The sequence below is a fragment of the Pedobacter montanisoli genome (genome assembly GCF_022809115.1).
Taxonomy (GTDB): Bacteria; Bacteroidota; Bacteroidia; order Sphingobacteriales; family Sphingobacteriaceae; genus Pedobacter; species Pedobacter montanisoli.
Genome location: NZ_JALGBH010000002.1, coordinates 1,164,786 through 1,179,486, shown reverse-complemented (window position 1 = coordinate 1,179,486; position 14,701 = coordinate 1,164,786). Strand labels below are relative to the sequence as shown.

The window sequence follows — 14,701 nt, the reverse complement described above, 5'->3', positions numbered from 1 at the left end:
GATTTATGTGCAATATTAATAGTTTTGCGTTTTAAAATAATAAAAGCAGCGCATTTAATATTAATTTTAAATTTTTGGGTTACCATTTGAGTTTTAACGTATTAATAGGTGAATATAAAGTTTAATAATCAGGTTCCGACAGACAGAGAGGTAGTTTTAGGCATACTCAATAATTCTGAGGAGGCGTTAAATAAATTGTATGCGGCTTATTTTCCGATGGTGCTGCAATTTATTTTAAACAACAGCGGCGATGAAGATGAAGCTAAGGATGTTTATCAGGAAACGATTATCGTACTTTATAATAAAGTAAAGGAAGGGAGCTTTGAACTAAGCAGTAAGCTAAAAACCTATATCTATTCTGTAAGCAGAAGAATATGGTTAAAGAAGCTAACCCAACGCAATAAAAAAACGAGCAACATTGCAGATTTTGAAGAGGTTTTGGTAGTAGATGATGATGTAGAACAGCATGAACAAAAAGACCTTCAGTTTGATAAGATGCAGGAAGCCCTCGAAAACTTAGGCGAGCCTTGTAAAACCATTATACAGGACTTTTATATTCACAATTTATCCATGCAGGATATCTGCGAAAAATTTGGCTATACAAATGCCGATAATGCAAAAACGCAGAAATATAAATGTTTACAAAGGTTAAAGAAACTGTTTTTTAATAACTAAAATGAGAGAAGCGGATTTAGAAGCAATTATTGAAGATTATCTTAACGATAAACTGAATACTGCCGAGCGTGAGGCTTTTGAGCAACTGAGAAAGAATGATCCTATAATAGATCATAAAGTAGTTGCACATAAAGTGTTTTTAGATGCTATGGCACAATATTCTACTGTTGTTAAGCTTAAAGAGCAGTTAAACTATGCACATAGCCAAATAGATGTAGATACTTTAGTAGAGGCATACAAACCACACCCTTCTAAAATTGTACAGCTATGGAGAAACAATAAAGCAGCTATTGCTGTGGCAGCTTCTTTCTTGATCTTAGCTATGATTTCTATCTATTCTATACAGAATAATAGCAAACAGGCAGGTAGTTTTGAGGCTATGAGCCGCGATTTGGCACAATTGAAACGTTCTCAGAACAATCTTATCCGTAACATTAACTCAAAAAACAGCTCTACTAACAGAACACCTGTAGCAAGATATGGAGGTACAGGTTTTGCCGTTTCTGCCAATGGTTATATTGCTACCAATTACCATGTGATCAGCGGTGCAGATTCTGTATATGTCCAAAATAATAAAGGCGTATCTTATAAGGTTAAAGCTATTTATACAGATTCGCAGAACGATATTGCTATTTTAAAAATTACGGATAAATCTTTTAACCTTCCGGGACTTCCTTATGCAATCCGCAGAGGCTTATCAGGTGTAGGTGAAGCTGTATTTACCTTAGGCTTTCCTAAAGATGATATTGTACTGGGCGATGGTTATGTGAGCTCAAAAACAGGTATAGATGGCGATACTTTGGCCTATCAGGTAGCTATTCCGGTAAATCCGGGCAATAGCGGTGGCCCTTTGTTAGATAACAACGGTAATATAGTAGGTATCATTAACGGTAAAGAAAATAAAACAGATGGCGCTACTTTTGCTGTGAAATCTAAATATATCATGGAAGCTTTGAATGCCATTCCACAAGATTCATTAAGCAGAAAAGTTACCTATGGCAAAAAAAGTCAGTTGCAGGGATTAAAACGTAACAAGCAGGTAGAAAGAATGCAAGATTATGTTTTTATGATTAAAGTTTATAATTAAGCAGATACTTAATAAATTTAAATCCCCGAAATTGAGAAGTTTCGGGGATTTATTGTTTAAAGGGAGACACAATATGGAGTTTGGAAAAGTTTTGGAAAATGAGATCAATACCATTGATTTTACACTACCGGCAGATGGTGAACAGACTTTATTAACCTTAAAAGGTAAAAAGAGAACTGATACTAATTTTTATATAGGCTGTGCCAAATGGGGTAGAAAAGAATGGATAAATCTAATATATCCTCCAAAAACCAAAGAAAAGGATTTCTTGATGCATTATGTAAAGCATTTTAATACCATAGAACTCAATGCTATTTTTTATGGAATTCCTAAAGCAGAGCAGATTGTAAAATGGAAAGAAATAGCAGAACATTATGCAAAGCAGGATTTTTTGTTCTGTCCTAAATTTACCCAAAACATTACCCATATTAAACGTCTGGTAAATGCGCAACCAGAAACTGATTTATACCTTCAGGCTATTCATAACTTTGGCAAATATCTGGGTCCATGTTTTTTACAGCTCAGCGATAATTTTGGCCCTAAGAACTTTGATGCCCTTAAAAATTACTTAACGCTTTTGCCTGTTGATCTGAACATGTTTGTTGAAGTACGGCATACAGACTGGTTTAAGGATGGTAAAGCCAGAAAAGACCTGTTTGCCCTATTAGCAAGCTTAAATAAAGGAGCAGTTATAACAGATGCCAGCGGCAGGCGTGATTGCGTACATATGGAATTGAGCACACCTAAAGCCTTTATAAGATTTGTAGGTAATGGCGGGAAATATTTAGATTCCGATAAAAAGCGAGTGGATGAATGGGCAATGCGTTTGAAAAGCTGGTTAGATAGAGGATTGGAAGATGTTTATTTTTTCCTGCATCAGCATGATGAGAAAGATACACCTATCATAGCCGATTATACCATAGAAGTTTTTAATAAAGAGCTAGGAGCAGGTTTAAAACGGATAAATTTCATCAATAATGCTGAATTATTTTAGCATCGATAACCTTATAACCTTCTGTATCTTGTGTAAAGATTAAGAACTGGGTTTGGTGCGGTTTTATTTTGTATTTTTTGGCTAAGCTTTCGGCTTTGTCAGGAAAATTCCTTACAATAACATTGCCTTGCAAATCTTTTTCTTTTTTGAGCTCATTAACTTTTAGGATTTTTTCAATCTTAAAGATGCGTCCGGCAAAATCAGGTTTGGCCTCTTCAGAAAAATACAGATGGCTTTGCGCATGAAGCTTATTCAAACCATATTTTAGTCCGATTAAATTAAATGCTCCACTTTTTAGCAATGCAACATCTGGCTCGTACAAATAACCATTAACGTGTATATCTGCATATTCAACAGTTGTTTGTTGTTCATGTAGATTAAAAGAAAAGTATTTGGTGCCTTGATCGTTTAGGGTTGCACAGGTAATCTTAATTGCGCTACTATCGGCATTTTTATCTAATACCCATAGTAACTCCTTGCATTCGTTCTTAACACTTAAAATATGGATTTCGCTTACATTTTTTAATTCATTTAAGCCTGCAATGATATCTAAGAGAGGTGCTGTTTTGATGATAATCCTGTTCCCTTTTGCTAAAAGTAGAGCATGGTGCTGTACCACATCAGGGCTACAGTCTTTTAGCATGAAAACCTTATTATTCTGATTACGTCTGGCGGGATCTATATAAATGGTATCGAATACTTGTTCGCAATCCTCTAAGTAGGCTATACCATCTGTATTTAATACTTTGATGTTATCTGCCCGAAGTAATTTGGCATTGTAGGCATTAATTTCAGCCAGCTCCTCATTAATTTCACAACTGATGACTTTGTCCGCTTTTTTTGAGAAGAAAAAACTATCTACACCAAAACCAGCAGTAAGATCTATTAAACCGCTGCCTTTTACCAATCCCGATTTATAAATGGCTGTAGGCTCTGATGAACATTGTTCTATAGATAATAAAGCAGGATAATAGATATAATTGGTGTGAAACCAGGTAGGTAATTTATGTGCAGACTTCTTTTTAGCTGTAATCTGATTGGCCAGTTCGCTGTTATTTATATGATCAAAAACAGGTTTAGACAAGGCAATCTTATTCACATCTTTATTTAAATGCTCATTAATAAAGTGCTGAACTACTTCGTCTAAAATATATTTATTCAAAATATACAGTTTTAGTTTTTATTCTTCATAACCATCTGACAAGTATGCCTGCTTTTTACCTCTAATAATACTTCTTTATCTACGGTAACCCTGTCAATAGTTTGCTGGTTGTAATATCTGATGGTCACCAACTCCATATTTTCATTGTATTTTACCTTAAAGGTTTCAGACAAGTCTTTTAACAAAGCATCTATCTTATGCGCCTGGTTATCTACACAGATAGAAAAACTGATGGCTGAGTTCAACATGGTATTTACCTTTACCTTGTTACGATGAAGAATGGCAAATATGTGGCTTAAATTCTCTTCTATAATAAAAGAAAAGTCTTTTGGGAAAATAGAAATCAGTACCTGATCTACTTTAAAAATGAAAGAAGGAACTGGTAAGGGAGCTTCGGTATTGTTAATCATTGTACCTTCACCTTCAGGGTGAATAAATGACCTTACATACAAAGGAATGCCTTTATTCTGAATTGGTTTGATTGTTTTAGGATGGATAACCGTAGCACCATAATAGGTTAATTCTATGGCATCATGATAAGAAAGATGTGGAATAAGCTCTGTTTCATCAAACCATTTAGGGTCGGCATTGAGTACACCCGGTACATCTTTCCAAATGGTTACCGATTTTGCATTTAAAGCCGAAGCAAAAATAGCTGCAGAATAATCAGAACCTTCCCGACCTAAAGTACTGGTAAAGTTTTCGCTTGTACTCCCTATGAAACCCTGGGTAATTACAATACCATTTTCAGTATAAGAAGGCAGATGCTTTTGGATTTCGTGAATGGTCTTATCCCAAAATACATTTGCTTCAGTATAATTATTATCTGTTTTTATATAATTACGTGCATCCTGCCATATACCTACACATCCTGTTAAACTTAAGTAAGCTGCAAGGATCCTAGAAGATACCAATTCTCCTACGGCTACGATCTGGTCATATAGATAATCGGCACCGTCTTGCGCTTCTTCTTCAAGTAACCATTCTATTTCAACAAAAGTATTAGCCACGTCATTATAAATTGGATTTTTATGGTCGGTAAATAATTCCTCCATGATCCGGTAATGGAATGCCTTTATTTCTTCAAAAAGAAAATGTTTGTGGTCATCGTTGTTAACGTGAGCATTGGTCAGGGCCACTAATTGGTTGGTGATCTTACCCATGGCAGATACCACTACCAATAGTTGCTTTTCGCCATAGTTTTTAATGATATGAGCTACGTTTTTGATACCGGCGGCATCTTTTACTGATGCACCGCCAAATTTATAGATGTACATTAATTTTTTGCAGTTAGATATTGAGGTTTTAATATCCCTTTTAATTGATCAAAGGGGATCACGAGTTCGGTAGTTCCATCAACATAAGGCTTAATTTCATAAGCATTGTATAGAAATACCAGACCATTTTTGCCAATATAGAAGTTTAAAGGCAATATAAATTTTCCGTTTTCAAAGAAATATTTTTCTGTAAGAGGCTCCGTTGCGCTTAATTTTTCATCTTTCCTAAAAATTTGTTCGCCTAGAGCAGTCAACTTAATTGAAGAGCCATTTTCTATAAGGTTGTCTAAAGTTAAAGGCTTATTCTGAACGGGATCAAAATTAATATAGATGATGTTGTGTGAGCCATGAGCACCACCAGTATAATCGCTATGTGTATAAGCTAGTGCAATATAGTCTTTAAATTGACTTATCGGTTTGATGTTGATGTCTAAGTACCAGCTATGTGTATAATCTTTGTTTTCAGTCGCAAATTCATCATAACCTTTAACAAAGCTGTTAGCAACATCTTGGTAAGAGGTAGGAGGTTCTTCCTGAGAGAAAAAACTAAATACCTGCTTTAAAAGGTAATCATTTAAAGCTTTGTTCTGAAATACCGGGTATGAAATGGTAGCTTTTGTAATGTCTGTTATCCCATCTTGTGGTTTGGGAATATAACTACTTAATACCTGTATGTGCTCGGTTTTATAAGTTAAAGTATCTGTTCCTGTTAAATCTTTACCCTTTTTTTCTTCATTGCGACATGCAAAAAAAGACAGGGCAATGAATAGAAAAAATAGCGTTGTTTTTAAGGATATGTTTTTCATAATGTAAGGAGTTTTTCTTTTGAGAATGAACCGTTCAGCCATTCAGCGTCATAATTTGCGCCATATTTATCATAAAAATTAATTGCTGGAGTATTCCATTCTAATACCTGCCAGTTCATGCCATTGTAATTTTTGGCTTTGGCTTCTTCTACCACACGGTCAAATAATATTTTACCTATTCCTTTGCCTCTATAATTATCAGTAACGAGAAAATCCTCAAGATACAATCTGCAACCTTTCCAGGTAGAATAGCGGATGTAATATAAGGCCATTCCTACAATGATACCATTATCTAAAGCAACAAAAGCGTCCCAAACTTTATTTGAGCCAAAACCGGCATCTATAAATTCATCAAGTGTAACGGTAACTTCTTCAGGTGCCTTTTCATATACAGCCAGTTCATTGATCAACTCTAAAAGTCGGGTACAATCTTCTTTAACGGCTTTTCTGATTTCAATTTTCATTTTGCTGTAATTTCCAATGTTTAATGATACGTTTACCAAAAATACTGCTCCCTATTCTTACCATTGTGCTACCTTCTTCTATGGCTATTTTATAGTCAGAAGACATACCCATTGAAATCTCTTTGAAATAATCCTGATCTCTAAAGAAACTCAGTTTTAATCCATCAAATAATACTTTTAATTCATTAAACTCGGCTTTGGTCTGTTTTTCTGAAGCATTGTTGGTGGCAATACCCATTAAACCAATGATTCTGATATTTTTAAAAGCAGAGAATTCTTCTGATCGCAATAATTCTATGGCTTCGTCAAAATCCAAACCAAATTTGGTTTCTTCATCAGCAATGTTAATTTGTAATAAGCAATCAATTATACGTTGGTGTTTCTCGGCCTGTTTGTTTATCTCTTTAAGTAGCTTTAAACTATCTACAGATTCAATAAGTTTAACAAAAGGAGCAATGTATTTTACTTTATTGCTTTGTAAATGACCTATCAGATGCCATTTTATATCAGCAGGTAAATTAACCTGTTTATCTACCATTTCCTGAACCAGATTTTCGCCAAATACCCTTTGACCCGCATTATAAGCTTCCATAACCGCATCGGCAGAATGGTTTTTTGAAACCGCCACGAGTTTAACGTTTAGCGCTTCAATTTCATTTTTATATTTTAATAAGTTATTGGCAATGCTCATTTATCAGTATTTTTACCCAAAATTAGTAACCTTAGCGTAATTTAACCTAAGAAAGATGAATATTTTGACCTTTAGACCAGTATTTGCGTTTCTTTTTGTAGCGACTCTGCTTTTTAGCTGTAAACCGGACATACCAAAAGATATTATCCAACCAGATAAAATGGAAAAGATCTTATATGATATTCATGTAGTGGATGGTTACGCTACTACACTGGCTAACCAGGATAGCGCAAAAAAAGTTTCAGCTCCTTTATATAAAGGTATTTATAAAAAATACACTATAGATTCGGCTTTGTATAACAAAAGCCTCTCTTATTATTATAAGAACCCCGATTTGTTTAATAAAATGTACGAGAAAATAACAGAAAGATTAAAAAAAGAGCGGGAAAAAGAAAGCGAAAGGGCGACTAAGAAACTTACTTTAAAACCTGTTGAATAAAATGTTATACCCGGATAATTGCGAAGAGAGATTAGGCTTTAACGAAATAAGACAGCTGGTTCATAAACATTGCTTAAGCACAATGGGACAAAACCTGGTTTCAAAAATGCAGGTAATGACCCGTTTTGATCAGATAGAGAAATTTCTGCAACAGACCAAAGAATTTAAAAGTATATTAGAAAATCAGGAGCCTTTACAGATCAACGCTTTTTTTGATATCAAAACTCTGGCCGATAAAATTAAAGTTGAAGGTGCATATTTGATAGAAGAAGAGCTATTTAAGATTTATACCTCTTTACAAACAGTATTTGCTGTAATTAGGTTCTTTGATGAACGTGAGAACATATATCCTAATTTGGAAGCTCTTTTTGAACATCTTCCGGTTGAACGTAGCATTTTAGCTTACATAGAAACTGTTCTGGACGCCAAAGGAAAGATAAAGCCCAATGCATCTAAAGAGCTTTTTGATATTACAACTGCTATCTTAAAGGGAGAACAGGAGGTAAGAAAAAAAATGGATGCCATTTACAAGATGGCAATTGGCAATAACTGGGTTGCAGATGGTAGCCTTACGGTTAGAGATGGGCGAATTTGTATTCCGATACTGGCTGAAAATAAACGTAAGTTAAAAGGATATGTGCATGATGAATCTGCCAGCGGGCAAACAGTTTATATAGAACCCGAAGAGGTCTTTTCATTGAACAATAAATTAAGAGACCTTGAATTTGAACGCAAACGCGAGATTATAAGAATTCTAATTGCACTAACTGATAATCTGCGGCCGTATATTCCTATTTTATTGTCCTACCATTCTTTTTTAACCAAGCTGGATTTTGTAAGAGCAAAGGCCTTGTTTGCTATAGATATTGAAGCCAATATGCCTGTTCTGCTAAAGGAACCTAAAACAAATTTGATTAATGCCAGACATCCTTTATTGATGCTTTCTTTTGCAGCAGAAAAAAAAGCAGTGGTGCCCTTAAACATAGGCTTGAATGAGCAAACACGGATTGTTGTGGTATCAGGGCCCAATGCAGGAGGTAAATCTGTTTGTATGAAAACGGTAGGTCTGTTGCAGTTAATGTTGCAATGTGGCTTGCTTATACCTGCCGATGAGCATAGTGAGGTAGGTGTTTTTCAGCAAATATTTGCCGATATAGGTGATGACCAGTCTATAGAATCTGATTTAAGTACGTACAGTGCGCATCTTAAAAAAATGCGGTATTTTGTAGAACATGCTTCAGCTAAAACTTTGGTGCTGATAGATGAATTTGGAACAGGAACCGATCCGCAATTTGGCGGACCCATGGCAGAGGCAGTTTTAGAAGTGCTCAATAGCAAGAAAATAAGAGGGGTAATTACTACTCACTATTCTAATCTTAAACTTTTTGCCGGAGATACCGAAGGACTTGAAAATGCTTCGATGCTATTTGACAACCATAAAATGAAACCTCTGTATATTTTAGACATTGGTAAGCCGGGAAGCTCTTACGCATTAGAAATAGCCCAGAATATAGGATTACAAAAAGAGGTTTTAAACCTGGCCAAAGAAAAGATAGGCTCAAGCCAGAATAATCTCGATAGCTTACTGGTAAGTCTGGAAAGAGAAAAAAGAAACTTACATGAGGCTAAGGTTAAATTATCTAATCAGCAAAATAAATACAATAACCTCATAGCTGAAAACGAAAAGCAAAAACTGTTTTTTGAAGAGAACAAAAAGCAATTGGTTAAGGATGCCAAGATTGAAGCGCAACATATTATTAAAGAAGCCAATAAGCTTGTAGAACATACCATAGCCCAGATCAGGCAAAAACAGGCCGATAAAGAAGCGACCAAGCAATTAAGGCAGAACCTGCAGAAAGGTTTACAAAAAAATGAAGTTAAACCCGAGCCTAAACCTGTGGTAGAAATAGATCATTCTGAATTGGCAGTTGGCGATTGGGTACAATTAATCGGAACAGAAAGCATAGGACAGGTTTTAGAATTAAATAAAGATAATTGTGTAATTGCTTTTGGCGAACTGAGATCTGTTGTAAAACGTAAAAAATTACAAAAGATCAGTAAAAAGCAAGGTAAGAAGATTGCACAGGGTAGTTCATATTCGGGTAGTTTAAACGAAGCTTTGTCTAATTTTAAGGCCGAGATGGATGTAAGAGGAATGAGGGGTGAAAATGCCATCCAGGAAATTGAAAATTATCTGGATAAAGCCATCATGCTGGGATTTTCATCTATTAAAATTATACATGGAAAAGGTGATGGTATTTTGCGTAAGCTGATCAGAAATCATTTAAAAGGTTATAAAGAAATCTCTCATTTTGAGGATGAACATTTAGACAGGGGAGGAGACGGTATAACCTATGTTTACTTAAAGTGATTTTTCTTAAAATAAAAAACTAATCTTTGTTGTTTTTTTGAAAAAATGCCTTTATATTTGCACCTCTTATTAAAAAACTTTAGTTAAGATATTATACAGTTATGAAAAGAACTTTCCAACCTTCGCAAAGAAAGAGAAGAAACAAACATGGCTTCCGCGAAAGAATGGCTACAGCTAACGGTAGAAGAGTATTAGCATCTCGCCGTGCAAAAGGAAGAAAAAGATTGACAGTTTCAGACGAACGTCGTCATAAAGCATAATTTTTTGATTGCCATTTTTAAGTGAGCACTGGCAATCAGTTTGCAGCTTAAGCGATCAAAAAAATGAACACATTTAAAAAAGAAGAGCGTTTATGTAGTAAAAAGTCATTAGACTTGCTATTTAAAAAAGGCTCTTCTTTTTTATTTTATCCTTTCAGGATTACCTATCTTCCCGTTTCTCAATCTCACAGTTTTCCGGTTCAGATCGTAATTAACGTTGCAAAAAAACGTTATAAGCATGCTGTTGACAGAAACCTGATCAAGCGACGCACAAAAGAAGCTTACCGTAAGCAAAAGCAGGAATTCTTATACAATTACTTAAATACACCGCAAACTGTATTGTTGTTATCTGTACAGTATGTAGGTAAAGAAATTTACAGTTATCCTGTTTTTGAGAAAAAAATGAACGGCATGCTCAAAAAGCTTATCCAGAACATGGCTGAAAATGGGAATCATTAAACAAATATTTTCCTTATTATTCTTAGGGCTTATTAAGCTATACCAATGGCTTATTTCACCTTTATTGGGTGCCAATTGCCGTTATACACCTACATGTTCGCAGTATGGAGTTGAAGCCATTAAAAAATATGGGCCTTTTAAAGGCGGCTGGTTAACTTTAAAGCGCATTGGTAGATGCCACCCTTGGGGCGGACATGGGCATGATCCGGTACCCTGAGTATTTAGATTAATCTCTTTCCTTATCCATAATTAGCCTATATTTGCATCTGATATGCCTACTATACTTCAAATAGAAACAGCTACACAGGTTTGTTCTGTTGCCATTGCCGTAAACGGTGAAACCATCGCATTGAAAGAACAAAAAGCTTCTAATATTCATGCTTCCAGTTTAACGTGTTTTATTGAAGATGTAATGCTACAGGCCGGTTTAAAATATCAGGATCTGGATGCAATTGCAGTAAGTAAGGGCCCGGGTTCTTATACCGGTTTACGCATAGGCGTAGCAACTGCTAAAGGATTATGTTTTGCATTAGATAAACCTCTCATCGCAATTAATACACTTACTTTAATGGCTAATGGTTACATCAATGCACATCCTAATTTTGGTGGATTGATCTGTCCGATGATTGATGCGAGGAGGATGGAAGTTTATACAGCTGTTTATACCAACAAGCTTAATTTTTACGAAGAGGTTTCTGCTAAAATTATTGATGAGAAAAGCTTCTCTTTATACTTGCAAAACCATTTTATTGCTTTTATTGGCGATGGCGCAGCCAAATGCCAATCTGTAATAGACAACGTTAATGCACATTTTTACGATACTGATTTTAACAGTGCGGCTCATATGAGTAAGCTGGCTGAGCAGGCTTTTGAAGAAAAGAAATTTGAAGATATTGCTTATTTTGAACCCTTTTACCTAAAAGATTTTGTAGCCACAACACCCAAGAAGAAAGTTTAATTTTTAGCTTTCTTTTTAAAAATACCAAACATCTTACTGAAAAAGCTTTTCTGATCTTTATTCTCGCCAACTCCGGGCATCCAGCTCATATTCATCGGATGTTCAACTACATATCCCATTTTAAAGGCGATACCTAAATATACAGAGCCTCTGTGGTAACCAGTTAATTGTGTTTCCTGATTTTTTAAGATTTCTTTACTGGCATAATAGCTTTCTATGAGATCATTAGAGCCCAGAAAGAATTCAAAATTTGGCGTTTGATACATGGCTTGCGCACCTACTTTAAATTGTTTCTGAAGGGTATATGAAGGTACTGCGCTAATAGAAAAATTACCGGATGTTAACGTGTTTACCAGAGCAGCTTCTCCAAAATCATCAAATACATTTTTAGATAGGATTAAGGTAGGCTTGTAAGCGCCAAAGGTTTTAGAAACCGAAAAATCGGCTTTGGCAGTGGTTTTTGAAACAAATTTCTTGTTTTCTCCAAAACTCGTTTCTATCTTCTGCATATTCTTACGCATAATTGCAGCGGCATTATCGCCCGTTACATCATTAAGCGTTTCATCTATATTAAAATTACCCTCGTAACTTTTCTTACCCCACCATATAAAACCCAGATCTTTTAAATTGGCCATTAAATGAAAACCGTTTTTGGTTGTATAAGTAGTTCCAAGACTAATAGACAGACCTGGATTTTTGAAAGGCATGAGGTCGGCTATTTTTACTTTATTTTCATTGGAATAATTGGCTCTGTAAGTACCGTTCATGACGAGGTGCATGGTATTTGTATTAGGGTTAATGTTAACAGATGAATTATTGGCATAAAACTCTGTATAGCCTATACCGCTTAATAGACTAATTTTTGCACCTAAAGCCCAGTTTTTATTGTAATTTTCTCTATAAGAGAAACTAAACTGATGGTAGCTTTGCAGTTTGCCATTATTATTGAACACGTTTACTCTTGGTATGGTAAGCCATTTCCCAAAGTTTTCGAAGATGCCTAAACTCTTATTTTCAGCATAATTAATCTGAGTTTCTGATCTTACCTGCCATGAAAATCCCATTTCTTTGTGAAATTTATGATTCTTAAAAATTCGAAAACTAAGCAAGTAAATGTTATTGTTTTCGTACATGGTTTTCTCAAAATCTTTATCAAAAGGCCCAAGTCTGTGATTGCTGTAACCTTTATTAATCAGATTCCTTAATGCTTCATCTGAACTGCCTTTATTTAATCCGCTCAGGTCAAAATAAGGCAAAAGTAAATTTGAAGCGAATTTGCGTGAAGAATCTAAAGTGAATGCTTTTTGTGCAGGATTTTCAAAAGCATCAAAAAGAGTTTTGGTATTAAATAATGCGTATTGCTGTGCGTTTAAATTAAGCGTACCAATGGTTAATACAGCTATAAGCAGGCATTTTTTCATGAATAGCAGTTTTTATAAAGCTAATCAATAATAATTATTTTTAATCAGGGTAAATGCGTTAAACTATCAACACTGAGTTCTTTTTGCTTGGTCATTAATACAACATTACTTAAAAATTTGCCATTATCAGCCATGAGCTGAAGACCGTAGGCATTGTAATTTTTGAAACCACTTTCTGATCTGAAATGCTTGTAATAAGGAGTTTTTAGATTTCTGCTGAAGATATCTGTTGAATTGTCGTTATTGATATAATACAATATGGTTGATGCATTAGGCAACTGACTGATAAACTGCTGGTAACCCGAAGTTGCTGCCAATAGTTTACCATTATTGTAACTGTTAAGAAAAACCTGCAAACTGCTTGCGTTATTGGCTACAACCAGAAAATTGTCTTTTATGATATAAAAAGGGCGGTCGAATTTTTTAAAAGGTTCGCCAAAAAAGCTATATAAAATGCCTGGTTCTTTAAATATTCTTATTTCAGGAGAATACTCTGTGCTAAGATCTAACAAAGCCTGAGAAAGCTTATCGCCGTTATTTAAAGCAATCAGACCAAATTTTTCGCCTGTATTTAATTCAAAACATCCAAACTGGTTCTTGATATATTTAGGTAGAATTTGGTTCAGATCTATTCGATACTTTTCTTTAATCAGATTTATTTGTTGTTCTGTTTTCTGAGCGCTTTTATTATTGTTATGCCATTTAATTAAAGCTTTTTGCCAGTTAGTATAATCACTTATAGAATAAATGGCGTAATTGGCTGTTTTATCAGGTAGAATTTCATCAATATATATTTTTTGTTCAGGTATATTTTCAAACAGTTTAAAATAATTATGATCGTTTTGTATATCCAAGTAACCGTTTAATAATAGTTTTTCGGTACTGAAATTATAACTGAAATTGGCATAAATATCTTTTTGCTTTAAAACATTCAGTTCGCCACTTAATTCAGAATTTAAAATAGGAGCTAAGAGCTTGGACAACTGGTTAAAATCTACATAAATATTGGCCAGTACATTTTTTGAGAATTTATTTTGGGTACGGATATAACTGGCAAAATTATTATTGGTGTTCTTGTTATCGAAAATATGTAGCAGGCAATCTTCATTATCGGCAATAGCTAATTTGTTATCCTTAAAAGAAAGGTAATACTGAGTAGAATCTCCCGATTTTATTTTTAATATGTTATTGTTATTTTCTGCATTTAAATGCTTAAAAATGCCCGGATTAATCTTGTTTTTAAGCTGTAAAGTGATCATGAAACCAATCTCCTTGTTTTTTAAAGGAACAAAACCCAGAAAAACCTTGTTACTTTCGGAAATTGCTTTAAACGATGAATTGGCATTAAAATCTTCATAAATGGATTTCAGTAGATCGGTTTTTTGCTCGCCAATTACCTGTCTGATAATTCCTTGTCCGTTAATGATCTCGTAAAAAGTTTTATCATTATCAAAACTTACCAGCAAAGCAGCATTTGAAGCAGTTTGATTAAGTGCCCATTCGTTATCAGAAGTACCTTTGTTTAAAATCTTAAAATATTGGTAGGCCATTATAAAAATGGCAGCAATAAGTATGGTGATGACAAAATAAAATCGTTTCATGATTAGCCATACAAATTTAATTTTATTTTATGATTA

16 protein-coding genes are annotated in these 14,701 nt (G+C 34.6%); 9 read left to right on the top strand and 7 right to left on the bottom strand.

Going from position 1 to position 14,701, the window contains the following annotated elements; genetic code table 11:
• Positions 1–108 precede the first annotated feature (108 nt).
• The 3 genes from MMF97_RS12920 to MMF97_RS12910 all read left to right on the top strand — a co-directional run bounded on the left by MMF97_RS12920 (position 109) and on the right by MMF97_RS12910 (position 2,756).
• A complete protein-coding gene (locus tag MMF97_RS12920) occupies positions 109–675 on the top strand; it encodes an RNA polymerase sigma factor (RefSeq protein ID WP_243362860.1) in 567 nt (188 codons plus the stop codon).
• A gap of 1 nt (position 676) precedes the next feature.
• Positions 677–1,762: a S1C family serine protease gene (locus tag MMF97_RS12915; protein WP_243362859.1), complete on the top strand. Its 1,086-nt coding sequence runs from the start codon at positions 677–679 to the stop codon at positions 1,760–1,762.
• Between the two features lie 73 nt (positions 1,763–1,835).
• Positions 1,836–2,756 (top strand): DUF72 domain-containing protein, encoded by a 921-nt coding sequence (locus MMF97_RS12910; RefSeq protein ID WP_243362857.1) that lies wholly within the window; start codon positions 1,836–1,838, stop codon positions 2,754–2,756.
• Here the strand turns inward: MMF97_RS12910 and MMF97_RS12905 are convergent.
• Genes MMF97_RS12905 through MMF97_RS12885 form a run of 5 tightly spaced genes read right to left on the bottom strand, consistent with a single transcriptional unit; the run spans position 2,734 to position 7,156 of the window.
• Positions 2,734–3,918 (bottom strand): class I SAM-dependent methyltransferase, encoded by a 1,185-nt coding sequence (locus MMF97_RS12905; protein WP_243362855.1) that lies wholly within the window; start codon positions 3,916–3,918, stop codon positions 2,734–2,736. The two genes, MMF97_RS12910 and MMF97_RS12905, sit on opposite strands and share 23 nt — an antisense overlap.
• An 11-nt stretch (positions 3,919–3,929) precedes the next feature.
• A complete protein-coding gene (locus MMF97_RS12900; RefSeq protein WP_243362854.1) occupies positions 3,930–5,195 on the bottom strand; it encodes an aspartate kinase in 1,266 nt (421 codons plus the stop codon).
• On the bottom strand, positions 5,195–6,001 hold the full coding sequence (locus MMF97_RS12895; protein WP_243362851.1) for a DUF3298 and DUF4163 domain-containing protein: 807 nt from the start codon (positions 5,999–6,001) through the stop codon (positions 5,195–5,197). The genes MMF97_RS12900 and MMF97_RS12895 overlap by 1 nt, the downstream gene beginning before the upstream one ends.
• Entirely contained in the window at positions 5,998–6,465 is a 468-nt protein-coding gene (locus MMF97_RS12890) for a GNAT family N-acetyltransferase (protein WP_243362849.1), read from the bottom strand. Before MMF97_RS12890 ends, MMF97_RS12895 begins: the two co-directional genes overlap by 4 nt.
• Positions 6,455–7,156 (bottom strand): YggS family pyridoxal phosphate-dependent enzyme, encoded by a 702-nt coding sequence (locus MMF97_RS12885; RefSeq protein WP_243362847.1) that lies wholly within the window; start codon positions 7,154–7,156, stop codon positions 6,455–6,457. The genes MMF97_RS12890 and MMF97_RS12885 overlap by 11 nt, the downstream gene beginning before the upstream one ends.
• Positions 7,157–7,211: 55 nt before the next feature.
• On the opposite strand from MMF97_RS12885, the gene MMF97_RS12880 reads away from it, so the two are divergent.
• The 6 genes from MMF97_RS12880 to tsaB all read left to right on the top strand — a co-directional run bounded on the left by MMF97_RS12880 (position 7,212) and on the right by tsaB (position 11,643).
• Complete coding sequence (locus tag MMF97_RS12880) at positions 7,212–7,595, top strand: DUF4296 domain-containing protein (RefSeq protein WP_262916131.1); 384 nt, start codon at positions 7,212–7,214, stop codon at positions 7,593–7,595.
• A gap of 1 nt (position 7,596) precedes the next feature.
• Positions 7,597–9,966 (top strand): endonuclease MutS2, encoded by a 2,370-nt coding sequence (locus tag MMF97_RS12875; protein WP_243362843.1) that lies wholly within the window; start codon positions 7,597–7,599, stop codon positions 9,964–9,966.
• A 101-nt stretch (positions 9,967–10,067) separates the two neighbouring features.
• Complete coding sequence (gene rpmH / locus MMF97_RS12870) at positions 10,068–10,226, top strand: 50S ribosomal protein L34 (protein WP_013632808.1); 159 nt, start codon at positions 10,068–10,070, stop codon at positions 10,224–10,226.
• A 63-nt stretch (positions 10,227–10,289) separates the two neighbouring features.
• Positions 10,290–10,685 carry a ribonuclease P protein component gene (gene rnpA, locus MMF97_RS12865; protein WP_243362841.1) on the top strand — a complete coding sequence of 132 codons (396 nt, stop codon included), beginning with the start codon at positions 10,290–10,292 and terminating at the stop codon, positions 10,683–10,685.
• Complete coding sequence (yidD, locus tag MMF97_RS12860; protein WP_243362840.1) at positions 10,672–10,902, top strand: membrane protein insertion efficiency factor YidD; 231 nt, start codon at positions 10,672–10,674, stop codon at positions 10,900–10,902. The genes rnpA and yidD overlap by 14 nt, the downstream gene beginning before the upstream one ends.
• Before the next feature lie 54 nt (positions 10,903–10,956).
• Positions 10,957–11,643, top strand: coding sequence for a tRNA (adenosine(37)-N6)-threonylcarbamoyltransferase complex dimerization subunit type 1 TsaB (gene tsaB, locus MMF97_RS12855; protein ID WP_243362839.1), 687 nt, complete (start codon positions 10,957–10,959; stop codon positions 11,641–11,643).
• Here tsaB and MMF97_RS12850 read toward each other — a convergent pair.
• Together MMF97_RS12850 and MMF97_RS12845 are read right to left on the bottom strand one after the other, a co-directional pair.
• Positions 11,640–13,064: a DUF5723 family protein gene (locus tag MMF97_RS12850; protein WP_243362838.1), complete on the bottom strand. Its 1,425-nt coding sequence runs from the start codon at positions 13,062–13,064 to the stop codon at positions 11,640–11,642. The genes tsaB and MMF97_RS12850 overlap by 4 nt on opposite strands.
• 44 nt (positions 13,065–13,108) lie before the next feature.
• On the bottom strand, positions 13,109–14,665 hold the full coding sequence (locus tag MMF97_RS12845) for a DUF3352 domain-containing protein (protein ID WP_243362837.1): 1,557 nt from the start codon (positions 14,663–14,665) through the stop codon (positions 13,109–13,111).
• Positions 14,666–14,701 lie beyond the last annotated feature (36 nt).

Coding starts and splice junctions, on each gene's coding strand:
- MMF97_RS12915 (WP_243362859.1), top strand. CDS start 677: ATGAGAGAAGCGGATTTAGAAGCAATTATTGAAGATTATCTTAACGAT.
- MMF97_RS12910 (WP_243362857.1), top strand. CDS start 1,836: ATGGAGTTTGGAAAAGTTTTGGAAAATGAGATCAATACCATTGATTTT.
- MMF97_RS12900 (WP_243362854.1), bottom strand. CDS start 5,195: ATGTACATCTATAAATTTGGCGGTGCATCAGTAAAAGATGCCGCCGGT.
- MMF97_RS12895 (WP_243362851.1), bottom strand. CDS start 6,001: ATGAAAAACATATCCTTAAAAACAACGCTATTTTTTCTATTCATTGCC.
- MMF97_RS12890 (WP_243362849.1), bottom strand. CDS start 6,465: ATGAAAATTGAAATCAGAAAAGCCGTTAAAGAAGATTGTACCCGACTT.
- MMF97_RS12885 (WP_243362847.1), bottom strand. CDS start 7,156: ATGAGCATTGCCAATAACTTATTAAAATATAAAAATGAAATTGAAGCG.
- MMF97_RS12880 (WP_262916131.1), top strand. CDS start 7,212: ATGAATATTTTGACCTTTAGACCAGTATTTGCGTTTCTTTTTGTAGCG.
- MMF97_RS12875 (WP_243362843.1), top strand. CDS start 7,597: ATGTTATACCCGGATAATTGCGAAGAGAGATTAGGCTTTAACGAAATA.
- rpmH (WP_013632808.1), top strand. CDS start 10,068: ATGAAAAGAACTTTCCAACCTTCGCAAAGAAAGAGAAGAAACAAACAT.
- rnpA (WP_243362841.1), top strand. CDS start 10,290: ATGAACACATTTAAAAAAGAAGAGCGTTTATGTAGTAAAAAGTCATTA.
- yidD (WP_243362840.1), top strand. CDS start 10,672: ATGGGAATCATTAAACAAATATTTTCCTTATTATTCTTAGGGCTTATT.
- tsaB (WP_243362839.1), top strand. CDS start 10,957: ATGCCTACTATACTTCAAATAGAAACAGCTACACAGGTTTGTTCTGTT.
- MMF97_RS12850 (WP_243362838.1), bottom strand. CDS start 13,064: ATGAAAAAATGCCTGCTTATAGCTGTATTAACCATTGGTACGCTTAAT.
- MMF97_RS12845 (WP_243362837.1), bottom strand. CDS start 14,665: ATGAAACGATTTTATTTTGTCATCACCATACTTATTGCTGCCATTTTT.